At 67.7% G+C, this 18,087-nt stretch carries 16 protein-coding genes; 7 read left to right on the forward strand and 9 right to left on the reverse strand.

What is annotated here, in order from left to right:
• Window position 1: 1 nt before the first annotated feature.
• Window positions 2-223 carry a hypothetical protein gene (locus FMP39_RS06780; RefSeq protein WP_141589159.1) on the reverse strand — a complete coding sequence of 74 codons (222 nt, stop codon included), beginning with the start codon at window positions 221-223 and terminating at the stop codon, window positions 2-4.
• A gap of 46 nt (window positions 224-269) precedes the next feature.
• Window positions 270-836, reverse strand: a complete 567-nt coding sequence (locus FMP39_RS06785; protein WP_141589160.1) for a periplasmic heavy metal sensor — start codon at window positions 834-836, stop codon at window positions 270-272.
• A gap of 350 nt (window positions 837-1,186) precedes the next feature.
• Here FMP39_RS06785 and FMP39_RS06790 point away from each other — a divergent pair, with 350 nt between their 5' ends.
• Window positions 1,187-1,387, forward strand: a complete 201-nt coding sequence (locus FMP39_RS06790) for a cold-shock protein (RefSeq protein WP_011555276.1) — start codon at window positions 1,187-1,189, stop codon at window positions 1,385-1,387.
• A gap of 191 nt (window positions 1,388-1,578) precedes the next feature.
• Complete coding sequence (locus FMP39_RS06795; RefSeq protein WP_011555275.1) at window positions 1,579-1,953, forward strand: cupin domain-containing protein; 375 nt, start codon at window positions 1,579-1,581, stop codon at window positions 1,951-1,953.
• A gap of 19 nt (window positions 1,954-1,972) precedes the next feature.
• On the opposite strand, the gene FMP39_RS37340 is transcribed toward FMP39_RS06795, so the two are convergent.
• From FMP39_RS37340 to FMP39_RS06815, 5 genes are all read right to left on the reverse strand, one after another.
• Window positions 1,973-3,007, reverse strand: coding sequence for a hypothetical protein (locus FMP39_RS37340; protein WP_194858270.1), 1,035 nt, complete (start codon window positions 3,005-3,007; stop codon window positions 1,973-1,975).
• Between the two features lie 60 nt (window positions 3,008-3,067).
• On the reverse strand, window positions 3,068-3,418 hold the full coding sequence (locus tag FMP39_RS06800; protein WP_141589243.1) for a hypothetical protein: 351 nt from the start codon (window positions 3,416-3,418) through the stop codon (window positions 3,068-3,070).
• 256 nt (window positions 3,419-3,674) lie between these two features.
• Window positions 3,675-3,929: a YdeI/OmpD-associated family protein gene (locus FMP39_RS06805; RefSeq protein ID WP_228557723.1), complete on the reverse strand. Its 255-nt coding sequence runs from the start codon at window positions 3,927-3,929 to the stop codon at window positions 3,675-3,677.
• Window positions 3,930-3,931: 2 nt separating this feature from the next.
• Window positions 3,932-4,480, reverse strand: coding sequence for a GNAT family N-acetyltransferase (locus FMP39_RS06810; protein WP_141589162.1), 549 nt, complete (start codon window positions 4,478-4,480; stop codon window positions 3,932-3,934).
• A gap of 192 nt (window positions 4,481-4,672) precedes the next feature.
• Window positions 4,673-7,375: a LuxR C-terminal-related transcriptional regulator gene (locus FMP39_RS06815; protein ID WP_228557724.1), complete on the reverse strand. Its 2,703-nt coding sequence runs from the start codon at window positions 7,373-7,375 to the stop codon at window positions 4,673-4,675.
• Window positions 7,376-7,679: 304 nt separating this feature from the next.
• On the opposite strand from FMP39_RS06815, the gene FMP39_RS06820 reads away from it, so the two are divergent.
• Both FMP39_RS06820 and FMP39_RS06825 read left to right on the forward strand, forming a co-directional pair.
• Window positions 7,680-10,565 (forward strand): YncE family protein, encoded by a 2,886-nt coding sequence (locus FMP39_RS06820; protein WP_141589164.1) that lies wholly within the window; start codon window positions 7,680-7,682, stop codon window positions 10,563-10,565.
• A 248-nt stretch (window positions 10,566-10,813) separates the two neighbouring features.
• On the forward strand, window positions 10,814-11,275 hold the full coding sequence (locus FMP39_RS06825; RefSeq protein ID WP_228557725.1) for a hypothetical protein: 462 nt from the start codon (window positions 10,814-10,816) through the stop codon (window positions 11,273-11,275).
• 345 nt (window positions 11,276-11,620) lie between these two features.
• Here FMP39_RS06825 and FMP39_RS06830 read toward each other — a convergent pair whose 3' ends face one another.
• Together FMP39_RS06830 and FMP39_RS06835 are read right to left on the reverse strand one after the other, a co-directional pair.
• Window positions 11,621-12,118 carry a hypothetical protein gene (locus FMP39_RS06830; protein ID WP_228557726.1) on the reverse strand — a complete coding sequence of 166 codons (498 nt, stop codon included), beginning with the start codon at window positions 12,116-12,118 and terminating at the stop codon, window positions 11,621-11,623.
• A gap of 242 nt (window positions 12,119-12,360) precedes the next feature.
• Window positions 12,361-14,496, reverse strand: coding sequence for a S9 family peptidase (locus FMP39_RS06835; protein WP_141589167.1), 2,136 nt, complete (start codon window positions 14,494-14,496; stop codon window positions 12,361-12,363).
• Between the two features lie 127 nt (window positions 14,497-14,623).
• Between FMP39_RS06835 and FMP39_RS06840 the strand changes: the two genes are divergently transcribed.
• The 3 genes from FMP39_RS06840 (at window position 14,624) to FMP39_RS38545 (ending at window position 17,932) form a co-directional block, all read left to right on the forward strand.
• The gene (locus tag FMP39_RS06840; RefSeq protein WP_228557727.1) at window positions 14,624-15,694 is read left to right on the forward strand and encodes a hypothetical protein; all 1,071 of its coding nucleotides are present in this window, start codon (window positions 14,624-14,626) and stop codon (window positions 15,692-15,694) included.
• A 109-nt stretch (window positions 15,695-15,803) separates the two neighbouring features.
• Window positions 15,804-16,874, forward strand: a complete 1,071-nt coding sequence (locus FMP39_RS06845; protein ID WP_228557728.1) for a hypothetical protein — start codon at window positions 15,804-15,806, stop codon at window positions 16,872-16,874.
• A gap of 281 nt (window positions 16,875-17,155) precedes the next feature.
• Entirely contained in the window at window positions 17,156-17,932 is a 777-nt protein-coding gene (locus FMP39_RS38545; RefSeq protein ID WP_141589169.1) for a collagen-like protein, read from the forward strand.
• Window positions 17,933-18,087: the final 155 nt, after the last annotated feature.

Raw genomic sequence — 18,087 nt, forward strand, 5'->3', positions numbered from 1 at the left:
TTCAGGGGGAGGCCGTGTGGATGGACACGCGCGTCGCTGGCGGGGGAGTCACCCCTCGCTGGCTGGAAGGCTCCCACCTGCCGTGGGGGCTCCATCCGTGTTCCCAGGCGCCGTGGTGACAGTGGCGCAGGTGATGGCGGTGGCGGGCCACGCTGGCGAACCCGGAGGCATAGCCTCCAACGGTGCCCAGGGCGAGCAGGACGATGAGCAGACGGCGGCGCATGGAGACTCTCCTTCAAGGACGACGAGAGGGGGCGTTGGTTCGGGGCTCACACCCCACGCGCGTCATCGCGTCCCCAAGGGCCGTGGCCGCCCCCGTGGCGATGGCCGCCGTGGCCGAATGCGCCGCCTCGCCAGCCGCCGGGGCCGCCACAGCGACGGTGCCAGCCGCCATGGCCTCCGTGCCAGCCGTAGGCGGAGCCGAAGCCGTGCTCGAGGAGGTCCGCGAGCTCACGGCGCTGCCGCGGGTCCAGCGCCTCGTGGACCTGGGCGAGCGACCCCTGCACCGTGCGGCGCACATTGTCGATGGCGACATCGTGGCGGGCGAAGAGCTCGCGCAGCGCGGCGCCGTCGAAGTGCTCACCGCGCAGCGCGGCGCCCAGGGCGGTGCGGCTGGGGCCTACCTCATCACGGGCCTTGGCGAAGGCCTCCATGACATCGTCGGCGGCCTTGAGGAGGACCTTCTCCTGGCCAGGTGATGTGTCCAGCCGCTCGAAGAGCCAGCGGAGGCGTCCGCGCGAACTCCAGCGGCCTCCGCGGCGATACCCGTGGCGCCCGCCACGGACCGTGTAGATGAGCCCGGCGAGACAGGCGGTTCCGAAGAGAAGCCCGAACATGGTTCCACGCTCCCAATGAGGCCGTCCCCTGGGGGCGGCGCTGGTGGTGACGAGCGGGAAGGTAAAGGGCGGGTATGAAGGCCACGCCCGCGCGCGGTGAAGAAGTGTGAAGACGGCCCCGGGAGAGGGGTGGGGGGAGTGAGGGGAAGAAGACGGCTTGTCGCCCTGGCGGGAGGGGTCGGTGGAAGTGGAGTGTCCGGTGGCGGACGGCTGATTGCCCGGAAGGCGGCTGCCCGGTGGACAGGCGGCGCCAGGAAGTTTGTCGTTAGGGGGCCGGGGCGGTGTCCGCTCCGCACACGTCGATCAGGCAGCCCTTGGCGGCGGCCTCGAAGCAGAAGGAAGAAGGTCACATGGCAATCGGTACCGTGAAGTGGTTCAACGACGCCAAGGGGTTCGGCTTCATCGCGCAGGACAACGGTGAGGACGTGTTCTGCCACCACACCGCCATCAACATGGATGGCTTCCGCACCCTCCAGGAGGGGCAGCAGGTGGAGTTCGAGGTCACGCGTGGCCCCAAGGGCCTGCAGGCGCAGAACGTCCGCGCCGTCTGAAACACCCGCAGGCCACCCTTGAGTGTGCCCGAGGCCCGGTCTCCCAGCAGGGAGGCGGGGCCTTCGCATGTCTGGCTCCTGGCACGCCGGGCTGGCGACCCGCGCCGAGTGCTCGTCGGCACCTGGATGCCTTCCTTACCTTTTCCGGCAGACGCGCGGCACATCCGCCGCCATCCAACGGAGACGAAGGCATGGGCGACACCAGCGTGAAGAAGGTGGAGAGTCGGCACTCTCCCAAGGGCGAGATGGGGCAGAAGTACCTGGCGTCCGGCGTCCGCCTGTCGATGCGGCTGTGGGAGGACGAACCGCCCGGAGAACCGGCACCCGCCACCGCGAGGGATTACGAGACGGTGGGCTTCGTCCTGAAGGGCCGCGCGGAGCTGCACCTCGAAGGACAGGTCATCCTGCTCAACCCCGGTGACTCCTGGCTGGTTCCTCGGGGCTCCAGCCACACGTACAAGGTGCTGGAGACCTTCTCCGCCGTGGAAGCCACCAGTCCGCCCGCGGCCGTGCATGGCCGGGATGAGGGCAAGGACGCGGGGACGAAACCGCCCGCGAAGGCGTGAGCCTGACGGTCCGCGCCGTTTACTCAGGTTGTGATGGGGGCGACGCTGCCTGGACGCTGCACGCGTACCTGGGATGACGTCCTGCTTCAGGGCGGCAAATCAGCAGCGGCGATGTCGGCACCCCCTCTGGGTGAGGAACAGGTGGGCCGTTGAACGTGCAACGGGCATAGCTGGAAGTGCGCCAGTGGCACTGGTCCGCGGCGAGGGTTTCCAGCGGCTCCCACTTCGACTGGCGACTCTGGGCCTCGTCGCACGCCAGTTCAGGGGTTTCGGGTTCGACGCATTGGAAGCGCGGGCCTTCGTCGGGGTAGGGCTTCGATACGGTGAGCTGCTTGCACCAGCGGAGGTGGACCTGCTGTGTGCAGCGTGCTTCGGCGGCATGGGCGGGCGTTTGAATCAGCTCGAACGACTTGCCTCCCCATGACCTGCCGACCATGACCAACCGCTGCCCGGTCGAGGCAGCGCTGGAGTGGGTGAGGAATGGGCGACGGGCCTTCATCAAGGCAAGTGCCTTGCGTTCCTCATGCGGAGGGATGAGGGCCTTCCCTGGGGGCGTAAGCAAACTGCCTCCAATGCGTTCCATGTCGCAGGGCTCGCATGAGACGGATTCGCGCTGGACCACGGCCGGAAGGGAAGGGAGCTTCCCCGTCGTGAGCCAGACCCACTCCGCATCATCCAAAGAGGTCATCGGTCGGGAGCGGGAGCAGTGCCATATCAACCTGGCGTCTTTGGGTTCGGCGTAGATGAGATACTCCGCTTCGCCCCGGAACCGGACCCGGCAGTCGCCTCCGCCACCCTGGGGAAGATTGAACTTCTCGCCGGTGACGACCGGGCCTTTGATGACCTCCAGGACCTCGACGTCCACGGTTCCCAAGTAGGGGCCACGAGGGGCTGGGACGACGCGAGCCCGATAGATGGCGCTCGCACGCTCACGCGCCACCTTGAGGTCGGTGTGAAGGTTCCCCCCGCCCGCGACGCAAACACATGCCTGCGCTGTCGTCGGCCACAGGCAGAGCGTGATTGCCGCCGTGAGAATGATGAAGAGGATTCTCATTCTCGGCAGTCTACGGGGAATGTGCGGCGTGCAGGAATGGGTGCCGGATTGGCGCTGCTCTCAGCGCAGGCCTTTGAGGCGCTGCGCCATGCTCAGGTCAGTCTGGTCAAGCCACTGGATGCAAGATTCGGGGTTGTCCCTGAGCCCCGCTTCGACCATGTCGAAGAATATGGGGGGAACCCAGGAGATGAGATAGTCATTGCCGGTATTGCGAGGCATCGGCTCGTCGGAAAAGACTCCCACCCAGGTGTCCCAGGGCGGCCCGTTCTCACCATCAAAATACCCGTGAGAGGACGCCTCGGCTGCTCCATCACTCAACGTGCCATCTGGGAAGAAGATGAGCAGTCTGCCTCCCTGCAGGACACCGTGGTCTGGCTTGGCATCCGAGTCCAATGCTCCCTTCACGCTCATGAGCAGGTGCTGTCGATTCGACGCAACACGCTTCATTGCGTTGAATCGATTCGACACCACGAGTGGGTTGGGCAAAATGTACGGTGTGCGGAGGCAGGTTTCGAGTGACTTCTGAGTTACCTTGAATGCACACCAGCGTACGGTCTCTGCAAGCACCTGCTGGAACCCAGCAAGATCCGAAGTGCAGTCGGGGACGCTACGAACAAGTCGACCTGCCATTCGCACCTCGCGCGTACTCTCGCCCTGCTGCTGCGCGCTACTTCCGCCCGCCAGACCACGCCATGTTCATGTACTTCGTGCCGCCGGCCAGTTCGTCCAGCATCTGGTCGAGCCGCTTCTGTCGGGTCGCCTCCAGCTTTGCCCGGGCAATCCACCCGAGATAGTCATTCTGCTGGTACGGCGGACGCGCCTTGTACGCGTCCATGAGCCCGCGCTGGACCAACGCCGCCCGGACATTCGCGGGCATCGGGTTGACGGCGCGCTTGAGCGTGGGTCGATTTGCCGTGGCCATGGTCATGTCCCAGCCTTCACCGGTGCCAGGCGCTCGAACATGAGCGAGGGCTCCCCCTTGTAGCGCCCCTGTCCCGTCTGCCGGAAGCCGCACTTGTCGGCGACTCGGATGGATGCTGCATTCTCGGGGGCGATGATGCACACCACGCGCTCAGGGCTGAGCTGGGCATCCGCCCAGGCCAGCGCCGCGCGTACCGCCTCTGTGGCGTAACCCTTGCCGTGGAAGCCGGGAGCGAGCACCCACCCGGCCTCGGGCCCGGCGCTCAGGGGCGGCTGCATGTCGCGGTGGAAGTCGCCCAGGCCCACCTCGCCAACGAGGCGGCCCGTTGCCTTCTCACGCACCACCCAGAATCCAAAGCCCAGCAGGTCCCAATGGCCCACGTAACGCAGGAGCCTGGACCACATCTCTTCGCGTGTGGACGGCTTGCCGCTGATGTAGCGGACCACCGCGGGGTCACTCCACAGCGCGAGGCACTCGTCGTAGTCCTCAAGGCTGTGACCCTTCATGACGAGGCGCTCGGTCTCGACGGTGGGGATGGTCGCTGCGGGCACGGACGCTCCTCCTGGGGCCTGGAGCCCCGCCGCGCCTGCCACACGATGCGGTGGCGCGGATGTTCCGATTCAACCGCCCCCAGGCCTCTCATGCCAGAGGACAACTGTCCATGTCCGGGAGCGGGGGCTCGGGAGGTCCAGTTGCGCGGCGCGGCGTGGAAGGAACGTTCATTCCACGGACGGCCCCAGCCTTCACAGGTTCCGCTGCAAGCGCTCCTGCGCCTTGACGATGGCGGCGGTGCGCGTGGTCACGTCCAGCTTGGCGAACACGTTCCGCAGGTGCCACTTGGTCGTGGAAAGCGCGACGTTGGAGCGCTCGCTAATCTCCTGATTGCTCAGCCCCTGTGCGAGCAGCTTGAGCATCTGGAGTTCGCGCTCGGTGAGTGGCTCCAGGGGCGCGGAGGGGGGCGCCGCGAACTCCCGAGGCACGCGGGCTCCCGCGGAGAGCAGGTCCTGGTACCGCGTGGCGTACCGGTCTGGAAACGCGTAGCTCAGCTTCCGCTGCCGGGCGGCGGCGATGACGACCTCCTGCAGGCCGGGTGTCTCGTCGAACACGCTGCGCCCGAAGCCGAAGCGCTGCGCCAGCGCGAAGCCCCGGTTCAATGCCGCGAATGCGGCCATCGCGTCACCCGCGCGCCAGTGGCACACCGCGATGGTGGCCAGCAGCGCCGTCTCGCGTGACACATAGCCCACCTCGTGCGCGCTGGCCCGCAGCACCTCCAGAATCGCGTGCGCCTTGTCGTGACGGCCGCGCACCATCAGCACCCACGCCTGCGCGAGCCCGAGCCGCTCCCACGTCTCGTCGTAGAAGCGCTTCTCGCTCCACTCGCCCCGGCGCATGCGCTCGCCCAGGCCGAACTCCTGGGCCACCACCCGCATTCGCGCGGGCGCCTGCTCCACCAGGTAGAGGCGAATCTTCTCCCCGCAGACATGGGCCAGGAAGCGCGTCTGGTGGCCGCACTCGAGCACGCCGTGGAGATAGTCCAGGAGCCGGTACGCCTCCGCGTACTTCCCGCGAACCGTCTTGATGCGGGCCAGCATGAGGTAGGCGAGCGCGAACGTCTCGAACACGGAGGCCTGCGGGAGCAGCGGCAGCACCTCGACGCAGAGCGCCTCTGCTTCGTCGAGCCGGTTCTGCTCATAGCGAGCGTTGGCCAGCGCCGTGGCCGCGTTCGCCCAGACGGGGTTGCGCCGTCCACGGCTCGCGCGCTCGAAGGCTTCCTCGCAACGCGCGGCGGCGTCCTTCATGTTCCCCTGCGCCCGGTCCGCCAGCGCGACAAGGACGTCCGTGTATCCGACCAGGAACGGATTGTCGTGTCCCTGCAACGTCTCCCGGGCGCTCAGCGCGAGCCGGCGCATCGCATCGAATCGGTTCATCCGGAGCGCCCGATAGGCCTTCGCCGCCAGCACGGCGCCCGCCATGAAGACGTCCGACTCCTCGGAGCCCGGAGACGCGTCCAGGTCCATGCCGGTGTCCGGAGCCGAATCGGACAGCACGGCGTGAAGCAGCGTGAGATGTGCGAGCCGCTTCGTCAGCCGCTCGCGTTCGGGCGCGGACACCTCATCGGCCGTGTCGAGGTGATGCTGGGCATCCCTCAGCGCCGCGGTCGCATGCGCGAAGCGACGGGACAGGATGAGGCAGGCGATGTGGCCCACGCAGATGGCTGGCGACCGGATGACCTCCTGCGCCGTCAGCTTCGCGGTCCAGTGGAGGACCGAGGCGAGCTCGCCCTCGCGCATCCACGCCTCCATGCAGCGCGCGGTGAGCGCGAGACACCAGTCCCTGTCTCCCGAGGCGAACGCATGCGTCAGCGCCTCGTCCGGCATCTGGTTCTCCGCGAACCACGCGCTCGCCGCACGGTGCAGCCGAGGGATGCGGTCCGCGTAGTCACAGGCGAGCTGGGCGCGCAGCACATCGAGGAACAGTGGATGGTACCGGTACCACTGCCGCTCGGTGTCGAGCGCCTGGATGAACATCTGCGACCGCTCGAGCTGCCCCAGCAGTGCGTGTCCTCGGGTGATGCCAGGCAGCGCATTGCAGAGCGCCCCGTGGAGTTGCTCCACCACGGAACTCAGCACCAGGAACTCGCGGACCTCCTCGGGTTGCTCGCGCAGCACCGCGTCCGCCAGGTACCGGGCCACGTCGTGATTGGAGCCCATGGCCTTCGTCAGCGCATCGCTCACGCTCGCGTGCTCACCCGCCGACAGCAGCGCCAGCTTGACGCCAGCGACCCAGCCTTCCGTCCGCGTGCGGAGGGAGTCGATGTCCTCCGGCGTGAGCACCGCGCCGCACAGGCGCAGGCCCAGCTCGCGGATGGCCTCGCCGTCCAGGTTCAAGTCCCGGCCGTCGAGCGTCACCAGTTGCTCGGTGAGCTTCAGCTTGGCCAGGTCCAGCTCGGGGATGGTGCGCGACGAGACGACCCAATGCACGTGCGGTGGTGAGTGGTCCAGCAGGTACGAGAAGGCCCGCACCAGGGGGCGCTCGCGCAGGACATGGAAGTCGTCCAGCACCACGACGAGCTCGCGGCCCAGGCTCCACAGGCTTTGCAGGATGACGGCCGTCGCGTGCTCGGGCTGGCTCGTGCTGTACGCGTCGAAGTCTGGAACGGCCCGGCGAATCGCCCCGACCAGGTATGCGAAGAACCGCTCGGGAGCGTTGTCCTGCTCGTCCAGCGACAGCCAGGCAAGCAGGTGCGGCACGTGTGCTTCGCGGTACCACTGCGTCAGCAGCGTCGTCTTGCCGGAGCCGAGCGGGGCCGTCACCAGCACCAGCTTCCCGCTCACCCCATGGTCGATTCTCCGCAGGGCGGCGCCACATGGCACCAGCACGGATGCTGCCCGGGGTGGGGAGAGCTTCGTGGGCAGCAGATCCGGAGCACTTCGAAGGCTCGGCATGAGCACGTCCCTCTTTGGCCGGTTGCGTCAGGCACTAGACCACGGAAAACGGGTGAACCGGGTTGATGTGCGCGAAGGCAACCCCGCAATGAGTGTCGCGAAATGGACACCGCAATGCGTTACACACGCGGTTTCGCGGCTTTGCGGCGCCGGGTGCCCGCGAGCAAAGCCTGACGCGCCGTGCCGGTGGCTGCCTTTGGGCGTGGGGAGGGGCCGGTCCCCCTCCCTTCGGTGGGGGCGTTGTCGCGAGGCCCGCTGCTAATCCCTGGACAGCAACGCTTTCCCGTCTCGTGAGGAGGTCCCTATGGTGGGTACTCAGCAAGTGGGCGCGCGCAGGAGTTGTTGGCGCGCCCGCACCGTTTCGTTGTGCGCCGTGGTGTCCTTGTTGGCCGCATTCACCGCGGCGGCCCAGGTGCCCTCGTTCATCACGTTCGACAGCGCGCACGTGCGTCCCCTGGCGCTCTCCCCGGACGGGACGCGGTTGTTCGCCGTCAACACGCCGGACAACCGCCTGGAGGTCTTTTCCATCAGCAGCGCGGGGCTCTCACTCGTCGCGACGGTGCCCGTGGGCCTGGAGCCCGTCGCTGTCGCCGCGCGCAGCAACACGGAAGTCTGGGTGGTCAACCACCTGTCGGACAGCGTCAGCGTGGTGAGCCTGGTGGGCACGCCGCGGGTGGTGCGCACGCTGCTCGTGGGCGATGAGCCGCGCGACATCGTCTTCGCCGGCACCAACGGCCATGCCTTCATCACCACCGCGCACCGGGGCCAGCACCGCACCGACCCGTCCATCGCCTCGGTTCCCGGGGCGGGAGACCCGAAGCTGACCACGCCTGGCGTGGGGCGCGCGGACGTCTGGGTCTTCAACCCGGCTTCGCTCGGGGCGACGCTGGGCGGTACGCCCCTGCGCATCGTGACGCTCTTCGGCGACACGCCGCGCGGGCTCGCCACCAGCCCGGACAAGAAGATTGTCTACGCGGCCATTGCCCAGTCCGGCAATCAGACGACGTCCGTCAGCCTGGGGAGCGTGTGCGACGGGTTCAAGGAGCGGGACATGTGCCTCGTCTTCCCCGACACCCCGCCATTCGGAAACAACCTGATGCCGGGCGGCCTGCCCGGGCCCGCGACGAACTTCGAGGGCGCGAAGGCGCCGGAGGCCGCCCTCATCGTGAAGTGGAACAGCGCCGCCGGGCAGTGGCAGGACACGCTGGGCCGCAACTTCAACAACGGCGTGCGCCTGCGTCTGCCGGACAAGGACGTCTTCGCCATCGACGCGGACACCCTTCAGGAGACGGCTTCCTTCTCGGGCGTGGGGACCACCATCTTCAATCTGGCCACCAACCCGAAGTCGGGCGTGGTGTATGCCTCCAACAGCGAGGCCAACAACCTGACCCGCTTCGAGGGCGCCGGTGAATACGGCGGCAGCACGGTGCAGGGCAACCTCGCGCAGATGCGCATCACCGTCATCTCCGGGGGCACGGCCTACCCGCGGCACCTCAACAAGCACATCGACTACTCGAAGCTGGCGGGGAAGCCCGGCTTCGACCCCTCGGTGAAGAACCACAGCCTCTCCACGCCGACGGAGATGGTCGTCTCCCGGGATGGCACGAAGCTGTACGTGGCCGCGTTCAGCTCCAGCAAGATTGGCGTCTACGACACGGCGTCGCTGGAGAGCAATGCGTTCGACCCGCGCACCGTGAGCGCCAACCACATCCCGGTGAGCGGCGGCGGGCCCAGCGGTCTGGTGCTGGACGAGGCGCGCAACCGCCTCTACGTGATGACCCGCTTCGACAACGCGGTGAAGGTCATCGACCTGGCCACCAAGGCGCAACTGTCCTCGGTGTCGCTCTACAATCCGGAGCCCGCCTCCGTCGTCCAGGGCCGCCCGTTCCTCTATGACGCCAACTTCTCATCAGCCAACGGTGAGTCGTCGTGCGCCAGTTGCCACATCTTCGGTGACAAGGACGAGCTCGCCTGGGACCTGGGCAACCCGGATGCGACGGTGACGGCCAATCCCATCAACATGCGCCTCGCGAGCGACCTTGAGATTGGCATCTTCCGTGCCTTCACCGGCCACCCGAGCTCGCCCCTCAACGGAACGGGGAAGCAGAACGAGTTCCACCCGATGAAGGGGCCCATGACGACGCAGACCCTGCGCGGCATGACGAACCAGGGCGCCATGCACTGGCGGGGTGACCGTTCAAATGGCTTCTTCGGTGTCGATGCCGGCGGGGAGGAGATGTCCTTCAAGAACTTCATCGTCGCCTTCCCGGAACTGCTGGGCCGCGCGTCGATGCCCACCGAGGCGGAGATGGACAAGTTCACGGCCTTCCAGCTTCAGGTGCAACTGCCGCCCAACCCCATTCGCAGGCTGGACAACGCGCTCACGGCTTCGCAGAAGGCGGCGAGCGACTTCTACTTTGGCAGCCGCCGGGTGGACGGCATCGCGATTGGCGAGGACAACGGGTTCAATTGCAATGGCTGCCACAGGATTGATGGTGCGCAGGGCTTCTTCGGCACGGATACCCGGTCCAGCTTCGAGGGCATCAGTCAGATCATGAAGATTCCCCACGTGCGGAACATGTACACGAAGGTTGGCATGTTCGGCTTCCCGGACAGCAGCTTCTTCCTGCACCCGGAGACGGGGCAGTTGGGGGACCAGGTTCGCGGCTTCGGCTTCACGCATGACGGCGCGGTGGACACCCTGTTCCGCTTCTTCAGCGCCATCGTGTTCTCCAACACCAGCATTGGTGGGCCCCTCGTGGGCTTCCGGAACGACACCGAGCGTCGCCAGATGGAGGACTTCATGCTGGCGGCGGATACCGACCTGGCGCCGATTGTCGGCCAGCAGGTGACGCTCACGGCATCGAATGCCGCCAACGTGGGGGCTCGCATCGACCTGCTGATTGCGCGAGCCCGAGCGCAGTTCACGTCGAAGGTGCTCGGTGGCGCGACCTACGAGGCCGACGTGGTCGCGAAGGTGGCCGTGGGCAGCCGGGTGAAGGGTTTCCTGTACGAACGAGGTCCCGGGACCTGGAAGCCCGATGATGGCAGCGCGAACATCTCCACCATGGCGCTCCGAGCGCTGGCGAACACCGCGGGGCAGGAGGTGACCTTCACCGCGGTTCCTCCAGGCTCCGGCACGCGCATCGCGCTCGACCGGAACCTGGATGGCAGGCTCGACGGCCAGTAGCCGGTGAACGTGTTGACCTCGGCGGGAGCTGGGGTGGACGCAGTCGGTTGGATGGCAACCCACCGGTGCCTCAACACGCCGGTGGGTTCGCCAGTTGTTGCTTCCCTCCGCCGGGCCGCTGGCGGGGACGCGCCGCGCTGGGAGGCACCCGCCGTCCGCGGTTCCGTGTCGCCCCAGGCATCGGTCATTCGTCCTACGGACGGATGGCCGATGCCTGTCGAAGGGCGTGTCCCATAATGTCCTCCGTCATGGACACACGCGCCCTGACAGAACGCCTCACCATCGCGACGCCCTGCGAGATGCGCTGGGAGGACATGAAAGGGGATGCACGTGTCCGGCACTGTGGTGCCTGCAGGCTCTCCGTCCACAACCTGAGCGAGATGACCACGCTGGAGGTGGAAGCGCTGCTCCAGCCCGGTGGGAGCGTCTGTGCCCGGCTCTACCGCCGGCCGGATGGGACGGTTGTCACGGGGGATTGCCGTCGCATCTGGAGCCAGCAGCGAGAGGAGGCGGTCACGCTCCTGGGCACGGCGGCGACCGTGGTGGCCGCGTTCTCATTCCTCGTCTTGATTGTGGCGCTGACGATCACCCTCTACGGCGACCACATCCGGCGCCTCTTCGGCCATGCCACCGTGGGAGCCTTGCCGGCCACGTCGCCGCCCACCGTGAGCGCGCCCTCCCCCTCGCTGGGGGGACACAGGGCTCCGTGACTCGCGAGCAGCCGAGGCGGCCGGCTGTCAGGGGCGTTGAGGCGGCACTCTGCACGCGGCATGTCCCATGATGATGTCGCCGTCGACGGTGCTCGTAGGGGTCGGCGTCCATCCGGATGCAAGCCGGGCATCGAGGAGTTCATCTGCGCTGGGGCGGTGGTCCCACACGGAGACCGAAGTCGGTCGGACTGCTCCTCGGGGGCCACGGCGCGGGTCTGCACCGTCCGGCTCTCCGTGGGCACCCGCAGGCGGCCGCGGAGAGGGTCGTGCCACCGGGAGAGCACGGCCTTCGCATGGCTCACCCTTGAAGGCCGATTTCATCAGGCGATCATCGCATGTTCGCCCCTAGAACCGGTGTACCGCCGTGAGCCTCACGACGGGGTGCAGCGTCTGCGTTGTCTCGACGGTGCGCTCGGGCTTCGAAAGCAGACACCAGGAGAACAGCGTGCAGGTCGCGGAGCGCGGCAGCTCGGTCTCCTGCCGGAGGTGGCTGAACCCAGCGCCGCCCGCCAGGGCGATATGCCACTGGTTGCCCAACCGCTGCGAATACCCGACCAGTCCGCTGACGGAGGCGCGGAGCTTCGATACATCCTCATCCGCGTCGAAGAAGGTGCCATCGCCCTGGACGGACAGGAAGGGGCCCTGGAAGGGCCTCCCGGTCAGATAGACGCGGCCGCCAGCCTGAAGGCCCGTTGCCTTCATGTTCACACCCACGTGCCCGCCTGCGAACACCGAGATGAACGGTGACAGGGGTTGCTCGATGTCCACGATGAAGGCCATCGACGCAGGGGAGACGGAGTCCACCGAGAGCGAGTGCACGCCCAGGGCCGCCGCGCTGCTCAACCTCTGGGTTCCCCCATGGACAGCGGGAGGCACGGAATGGGGGGCGACAGTCGGTTCTTCCTGGGCGTGCGCGAGCATCGGCGCGGACACGAGGCCAGCAAGAGCACGGACGCGAAGGGAGCTGAGATTCATGTGCCCATACCCATCAAGGGGCATGCCAACGCGAAACCCCACGAAATGACAGAAGGCCGTGTCAGCCACTGTGCATGCAGTTGCACAAGTGCGAAGCCGTGCTCGCGGCTTCAGGGGCTCCGCCGGAGGTACCTGTCCAGGAAGGAGAGGATTCTGACGGAGGTCTCCGCCTCGCTCTTCGTGCTGCTGAAGCCATGGCCATCATTGGGGAGGACGAAGTAGTCGATGGGCACGCCGTTCTTCCGGACGGCCTCGACGAGCGCGTCCGTCTTGGCCTTGGGCACGCGCGGGTCGTTGGCGCCCTGGATGACGAGCAGGGGCCTGCGAATCTTCTCCGCATGGAACAGCGGGGAGATTTCTCGAAGCATCGCCTCCTGCGTCTGGGGGTTGCCCAGTTCCTGGTAGAGCGCCTCGCGCAGGGCCTCCTTGTGGGGCGGCAGCTCTCGTAGCGCGCTCAGCCAGTCTGTGATGCCGAACGCATCCACGCCCACGGCGAAGACGTCGGGATGGAACGCCAGCGCCGCGAGCACCATGTATCCGCCGTAGCTGGGGCCCAGGATGCCCACGCGCGCGCCATCCACGTAGGGGAGGGCGGCCAGGTACTTCTTCGCCTCGACGCAGTCCTGGAGCGGCGCCTTGCCGTGCTGCTGGTCATCCGCCGCGAAGAACGACTTGCCGTAGCCCTCGCTGCCCCGGTTGTTGACGGCGAGCACCACGTAGCCGTGGTGGACGAGGAACTGGAAGAAGCTGCTGTAGCCCTTGGTGGACTGTCCTCCCGGTCCCCCGTGGACGAAGACGATGGCGGGGGCGCGCTGCTTCGCGGTGGCCTGATGGGGCTTGTAGAGCAGCGCCGGAATCTCCAGCCCGTCGAAGGACTTGAAGCGCACCCGCTCCGACTCCACCAGGTGCTGGGTGTCCAGAGCCCGGCCTAGCGAGTCGGTCAGCCGGGTGAGCTTCTTCGTCTCGAAGTCGTAGACGTACAGGTTGCCGGGCGAGCGGTCTCCGTCGACGTGGAAGGCCATGCGCTTCTCGCCGCGGGACAGCGTCACACCGGAGATCGCCCCCTCTGGAATCCCTGGCAGGGACACGCGCCTGCCGGCCTTCACGTCGTGGACTCGAAGCGTGGTGCGGCCGTCCTCGTTGACGCGGGTGATGCGCCACGTGCCACGCCGCGAGAACACCGTGGAGAGCACGTCCCAATCCAACTGCTCCACCAACTCGCGCTTCCCGGAGGCGAGCACGTGGCGCTCCACGCGATTGAACTCGGAGCCCTCGTTGGTGAGCAGGTACAGCGCGGAGGACGCCGGGTCGAAGGTCGCCGCCTTCCAACTGGCCGAGCCCTCGTGCGCGGTGAGGTGCCGACGCTGCTGGGTGGCGAACTCGTAGAGGTAGACGTCGCTGTCGGACAGCGTCCGTGACTTCTCCAGGGCCAGCCACTTCTCGTCCGGGGAGAGGGCGCCGGGCACATGCTCGCCATCGCCCGCGTAGAGCAGGGTGCGGGCATACGTCTTGGCGTCGTAGCGGTAGAGGTCCTGGAAGCGCGCGTCGCGCTCGTTGGTGAGGACGTAGAAGGCGGCGCCGTCCTGGCTCCAGCCGAAGAAGGACGCGCGGTGCTCGTCGCCGGGCGTGAGGTCCTTCTCCTGGCCGTCCAGCGTGCGCACGTAGAGGTGGGCGAGTTCGTTGCCTCCCGAGTCTCGCGTGAAGAGGACGCGGTCATCGGTGGGGAAGTAGGCGACGGCGATGGAGGCGTCCTGGGGGGAGCGGGTCAGCTGCGTGCGCTTTCCGCCCGTCACCGGGACGGAGAAGACATTGAAGACGCCAGTCTCGTTCGACGAGTACAGCACCCGCTTCTCATCCGAGGAGAAGGACGCACCGAGCACGGAGGTCGTCTCCATGAACTGCTCGACGGTGTAACGCTTTGCCGGGCCTGGGGGCCTGGTTGTCCCGGCGCGGGGAGCGGACAGCGCCAGTGAGGGGAGGACCACGATGGCGACAAGGGCTCGCGTGAGGGTGGACCAGGAGGTCATGGGGGTTCCACAAGTCGGGCGGTGGAGCAGGGGCGTGCAAGAGACTGTGGCGCGATTGGGGGCGGGAGACGAGTTTCCAGATGGAAGGCGTGGCACCGCGCCAGGAGGAGGGCTCAGCGCACACCCCTTGCCTGCGCCGGGTGCGAGGTTGGCTCCGGCGCACAGGCGCCGGTCCCAACTGCTCCGACGCGGGACGGCGCTGCGAAGCGGCGGTGGCACCCGCGTAGGCGGCGCGCCAGGGCGCCGCTGTCAGGAACGGACCGGCCCGGGCTCGCGTCCTCAGAGGGAGCGGGCCTCTGCACCGGTTTTGCACTGACACCCAGGCTCACCGGTGGAGGAGGTTCCCATGAGATGGATGCGCACGTTGACGTTGGGTGTGTTGGCGATGTCGGGCGGCTGTACCGAGAGCAAGGTGGCGGAGGACCAGGACATCGTCCTGAGCGGACGACTCGTTGACGAGGCGGGCGCGCCGCTCTCGGACGCGCTGCTGAAGCTCTACCGCAGTGAGAACTCCGCGTGCGCGTTCGCTGCCTTCTCGGCGAGTTGGAGGTCGGTAAAGACCCGCGCCGATGGCACCTTCGAGGTCGACCTGCTGGGGGCGGACACCCGAAACGGGAGCATCGCGCGTTGCTTCGTGGCCCGCTCGCCCGAGCAGTCCCAGGGAAGGCGCGTTTCGGCCTTCTTCCTCATCCAGCAGTCGGAGGTCGCGCTGCCCGTCATCCAGGAGTGGACCGGCACGCTGACGGCCACCGCGCAGGCGCAGGGCGTGAGCGTGGGCTTCCGGCCGCTGTCCGCCACCCACGGTGCCGGGAACGATGAGCACGTGCTGTACCTCCACCCGTCGAGCGCCAGGGAGGCCTGGCAGGTGCTCAAGGCCACCTCGCCGGTCCTCCTGAGCGACTACGTCCTCGAGGACACGGAGGGGCTCAGGGCCTCCCTCATCACCACGCGCGATGTGAATGCGGGGGGCGTGACGGTCGGCCTCACCTATTCCAGCGATGACGTTGTCCTGCCTCGCCGCGCCCTCGTCCCGGCAAGCCGTGGCGCGGCGTGCACCTACCTGAACGCCGAGACGCCCTGCCGCGTCACCAACGGCGACCTCGGCGGGATTGTGCTCTTCCAGGAGGGCGTCCGTGAAGTCGCCGTGCAGCTCTCGCGGCCCGTGGTGCCTCGCAAGGCCGTGCTGCGCAACTTCGGGGTGACGGGCACCATGCGCGAGCTGGTGCTGGAGGGAAGCGCCGACGGCGCCCAGTGGATGCCCCTGGCCAACTTGCTCGATGGCGAGAGTGTGCAGTCCTTCATGGAAGTGGACCTCACGGGCACGACACCGGTGTCGCAGGTCCGTGTTCGGGCAACTCCGCAAGAGGCGGTGGGAGCGTTGCGCTCGCTGGGGCAGCTCTCGCTCTTCGAGGAGTGACAGGACCGCGGCCAGGGTTCTTCGTTTCTCGGTGAGGGAAATCGGGGCTCGGCTCCGTTCAGGGGAGTGACGGCGAATGAGCGCCGTCCTTCCTCACGGAGTTCCCGCTATGACGTCGCACCGTTCATTCCGAGCGCTGGCCTGCACTGGTGCCCTCTCCCTCCTGGGGGCATTCCCCGTATGGGCGGCGCCCACCGAGCCGTCCGGACCGCGCGAGATTGCCCGCATCGGGACTTCTGACAGCCATGTGCTCTGGCTCGAGGGAGAGGGGGGCGCGGTCAACGTGGCCGTCATCGCCCAGTATCCGCAGCGTCCGCTCGTGGCCCCTCGTTTCTTCCAGACACACTCGGCGGCGGAGGTGTTCCTGGCCGTGGCACCCGAGGGGCACGCGCTGCCCTCGGCCCTGGCGGACCACGCGCTCGTCGCGATGGATGAGGGCGAAAGAGCGCAGCTCCGGCGGCAGAACGAGGCAGAGCTCTCCGCCTTACCGACCACCTTCCCCGAGGAGCCTCGCTCGCTCACCGGGAGCTGCTCGGCCTCGAACCGCGCCTGGGCTGCCTCCGTCTATGGGGACCCCACCTGCGGGGACCCAAGCCAGGAGGTCATCCACACGGCCTTCACAAGCGACTACTACTGCAATTCCCCGGGCTGTGACTTCCCACTCGGAAGTGAGGACGGCTATCAGTGCTCCCCTCAATTGCTCGCCTGCGACAAGGTTCGTGGCACCGCGACGCGAGTCCGTCTGCGCGCCACCGACTGGAACGGGGCCCTGTCATTCAATCATCCAGGGCACTCCATGCACTTCGCCGTGCTGAACTGCGCGGGCAATGGGCCGGTGACCTTCAACTTCAGCCGAGGCACGGGGGCCGACAGCGTGCAGCTCAACCCTGGACAGATGGGGAACGTCAAGCTCGGGGCGCACATCGCTCCATCCCTCGCCGCCACGCGCGTCACCATGGGTCGGTGGACCGAAGGCCTGCCCGCGAGCGGCTCCTCGTACGTCTCCAACGCCATGTCGGTGGCCGACAATTCTGGCACGGCGGACGCCGTGCTTGCCTGCGGAGACATCATCACCCGTTACACCATGTCGGACCTGACCGTCCCTGCCTGCCACAACTACGCTGACCTCGCGCTCTGCAACGGCACCAACTGCAGCAACGCCTGCTATTACACCTGGTAACGGGAAGGCTGCTCTGCCCCCGCTTCCGGACGGACTTGCTCCGGGCGAGGGCAAGCTGCTAGGGCACGCGCCCGCCAATGACCAAGACCTCCTTCGGGCGCGCACTCCTCTCGCTGTTGCTGTGCTGTATGTTCACCACCGCTTGTTCCTCGGAGGGGCCCGTAGGCCCCCAGGGGCCGGCGGGACCGCAAGGGCCGCAGGGCCCCGCGGGCGGGCCTCCGGGGCCGCAGGGCCCCGCGGGTCCGCGCGGAGAGCAGGGCCTGACGGGCCCACGAGGCCCGATGGGCGTGGAAGGCCCGCGCGGCGTCATGGGTCCCCAGGGCTCGCAGGGGCCCAAGGGCGACACGGGCGAGCAGGGCCCGCCTGGCGCGACGGGCGCGCAGGGCCCCCAGGGTCCCCGGGGCGACACCGGTCCGGCGGGCCCCATGGGGCCTGTGGGGGAGTCGCCGGAGATCTGCACGCCGGGAGAGTTCTTCTGCGAGGGAACGAGGCTGTGGGCCTGCACGCGCTCGGGGACGGACGCCGTGCTGAACACGAAGTGTGCGGGTGGCACGACGACGAATCCCACGGGGTGCTTCACGACCGCCTGCGCCCCCGGCGACGCCGCGTGCTGCCGCACCGAGAAGCCCACGTGTCAGTGGTCCATGAGCCGCCCCACCAGCAGCACGGGCGCGGGCTACGAGAACACAAATGGCGGCTTCGTTTCGCCTGACCGTTCCTACTGTTACGCGCCCTCGAGCTGCCTCTCGACGGATACCTTCACCGTGCAGATGGGAATCACGGGCAATGAGAGCGTCACCTGTGGCGCGGTCTTCTCGACGCTGATTATCCGGTTGACCCGGCCCATGACGGCGCCGGGGCAGGTCTTCACCTTGCCGACCTCCAGGGTGTCGCTCTCCCTGTTCGCGGATGAAAACGCCCGAGCCTGCTCGAACTGGACGGGCACCGTGACCTGGCATTCCGAGGTCCCGTCTTGGAGCGTCAGCGTCAACGCGACCTGCTCGGAGACGGGCAAGAGCCACATCCAGCTTGTGGGCAGCTTCAGCGGCGACACCTGAGCCGCCCACGGCCCGCCCACGCCCTGTCCTCACCCGGCTGGGCGTGGCTGTTGGACGCTGGAGCCGCGTGGTCCGAACGTCATGCAAGGGCAGGACCGCACGGGGCGCTTTCCCCGGGATTCCGAGCTCGCGGGCGGACCTTGCCTCCACGCCGC

Source organism: Myxococcus sp. AB056 (assembly GCF_006547365.1).
GTDB classification, from domain to species: Bacteria; Myxococcota; Myxococcia; order Myxococcales; family Myxococcaceae; genus Myxococcus; species Myxococcus virescens.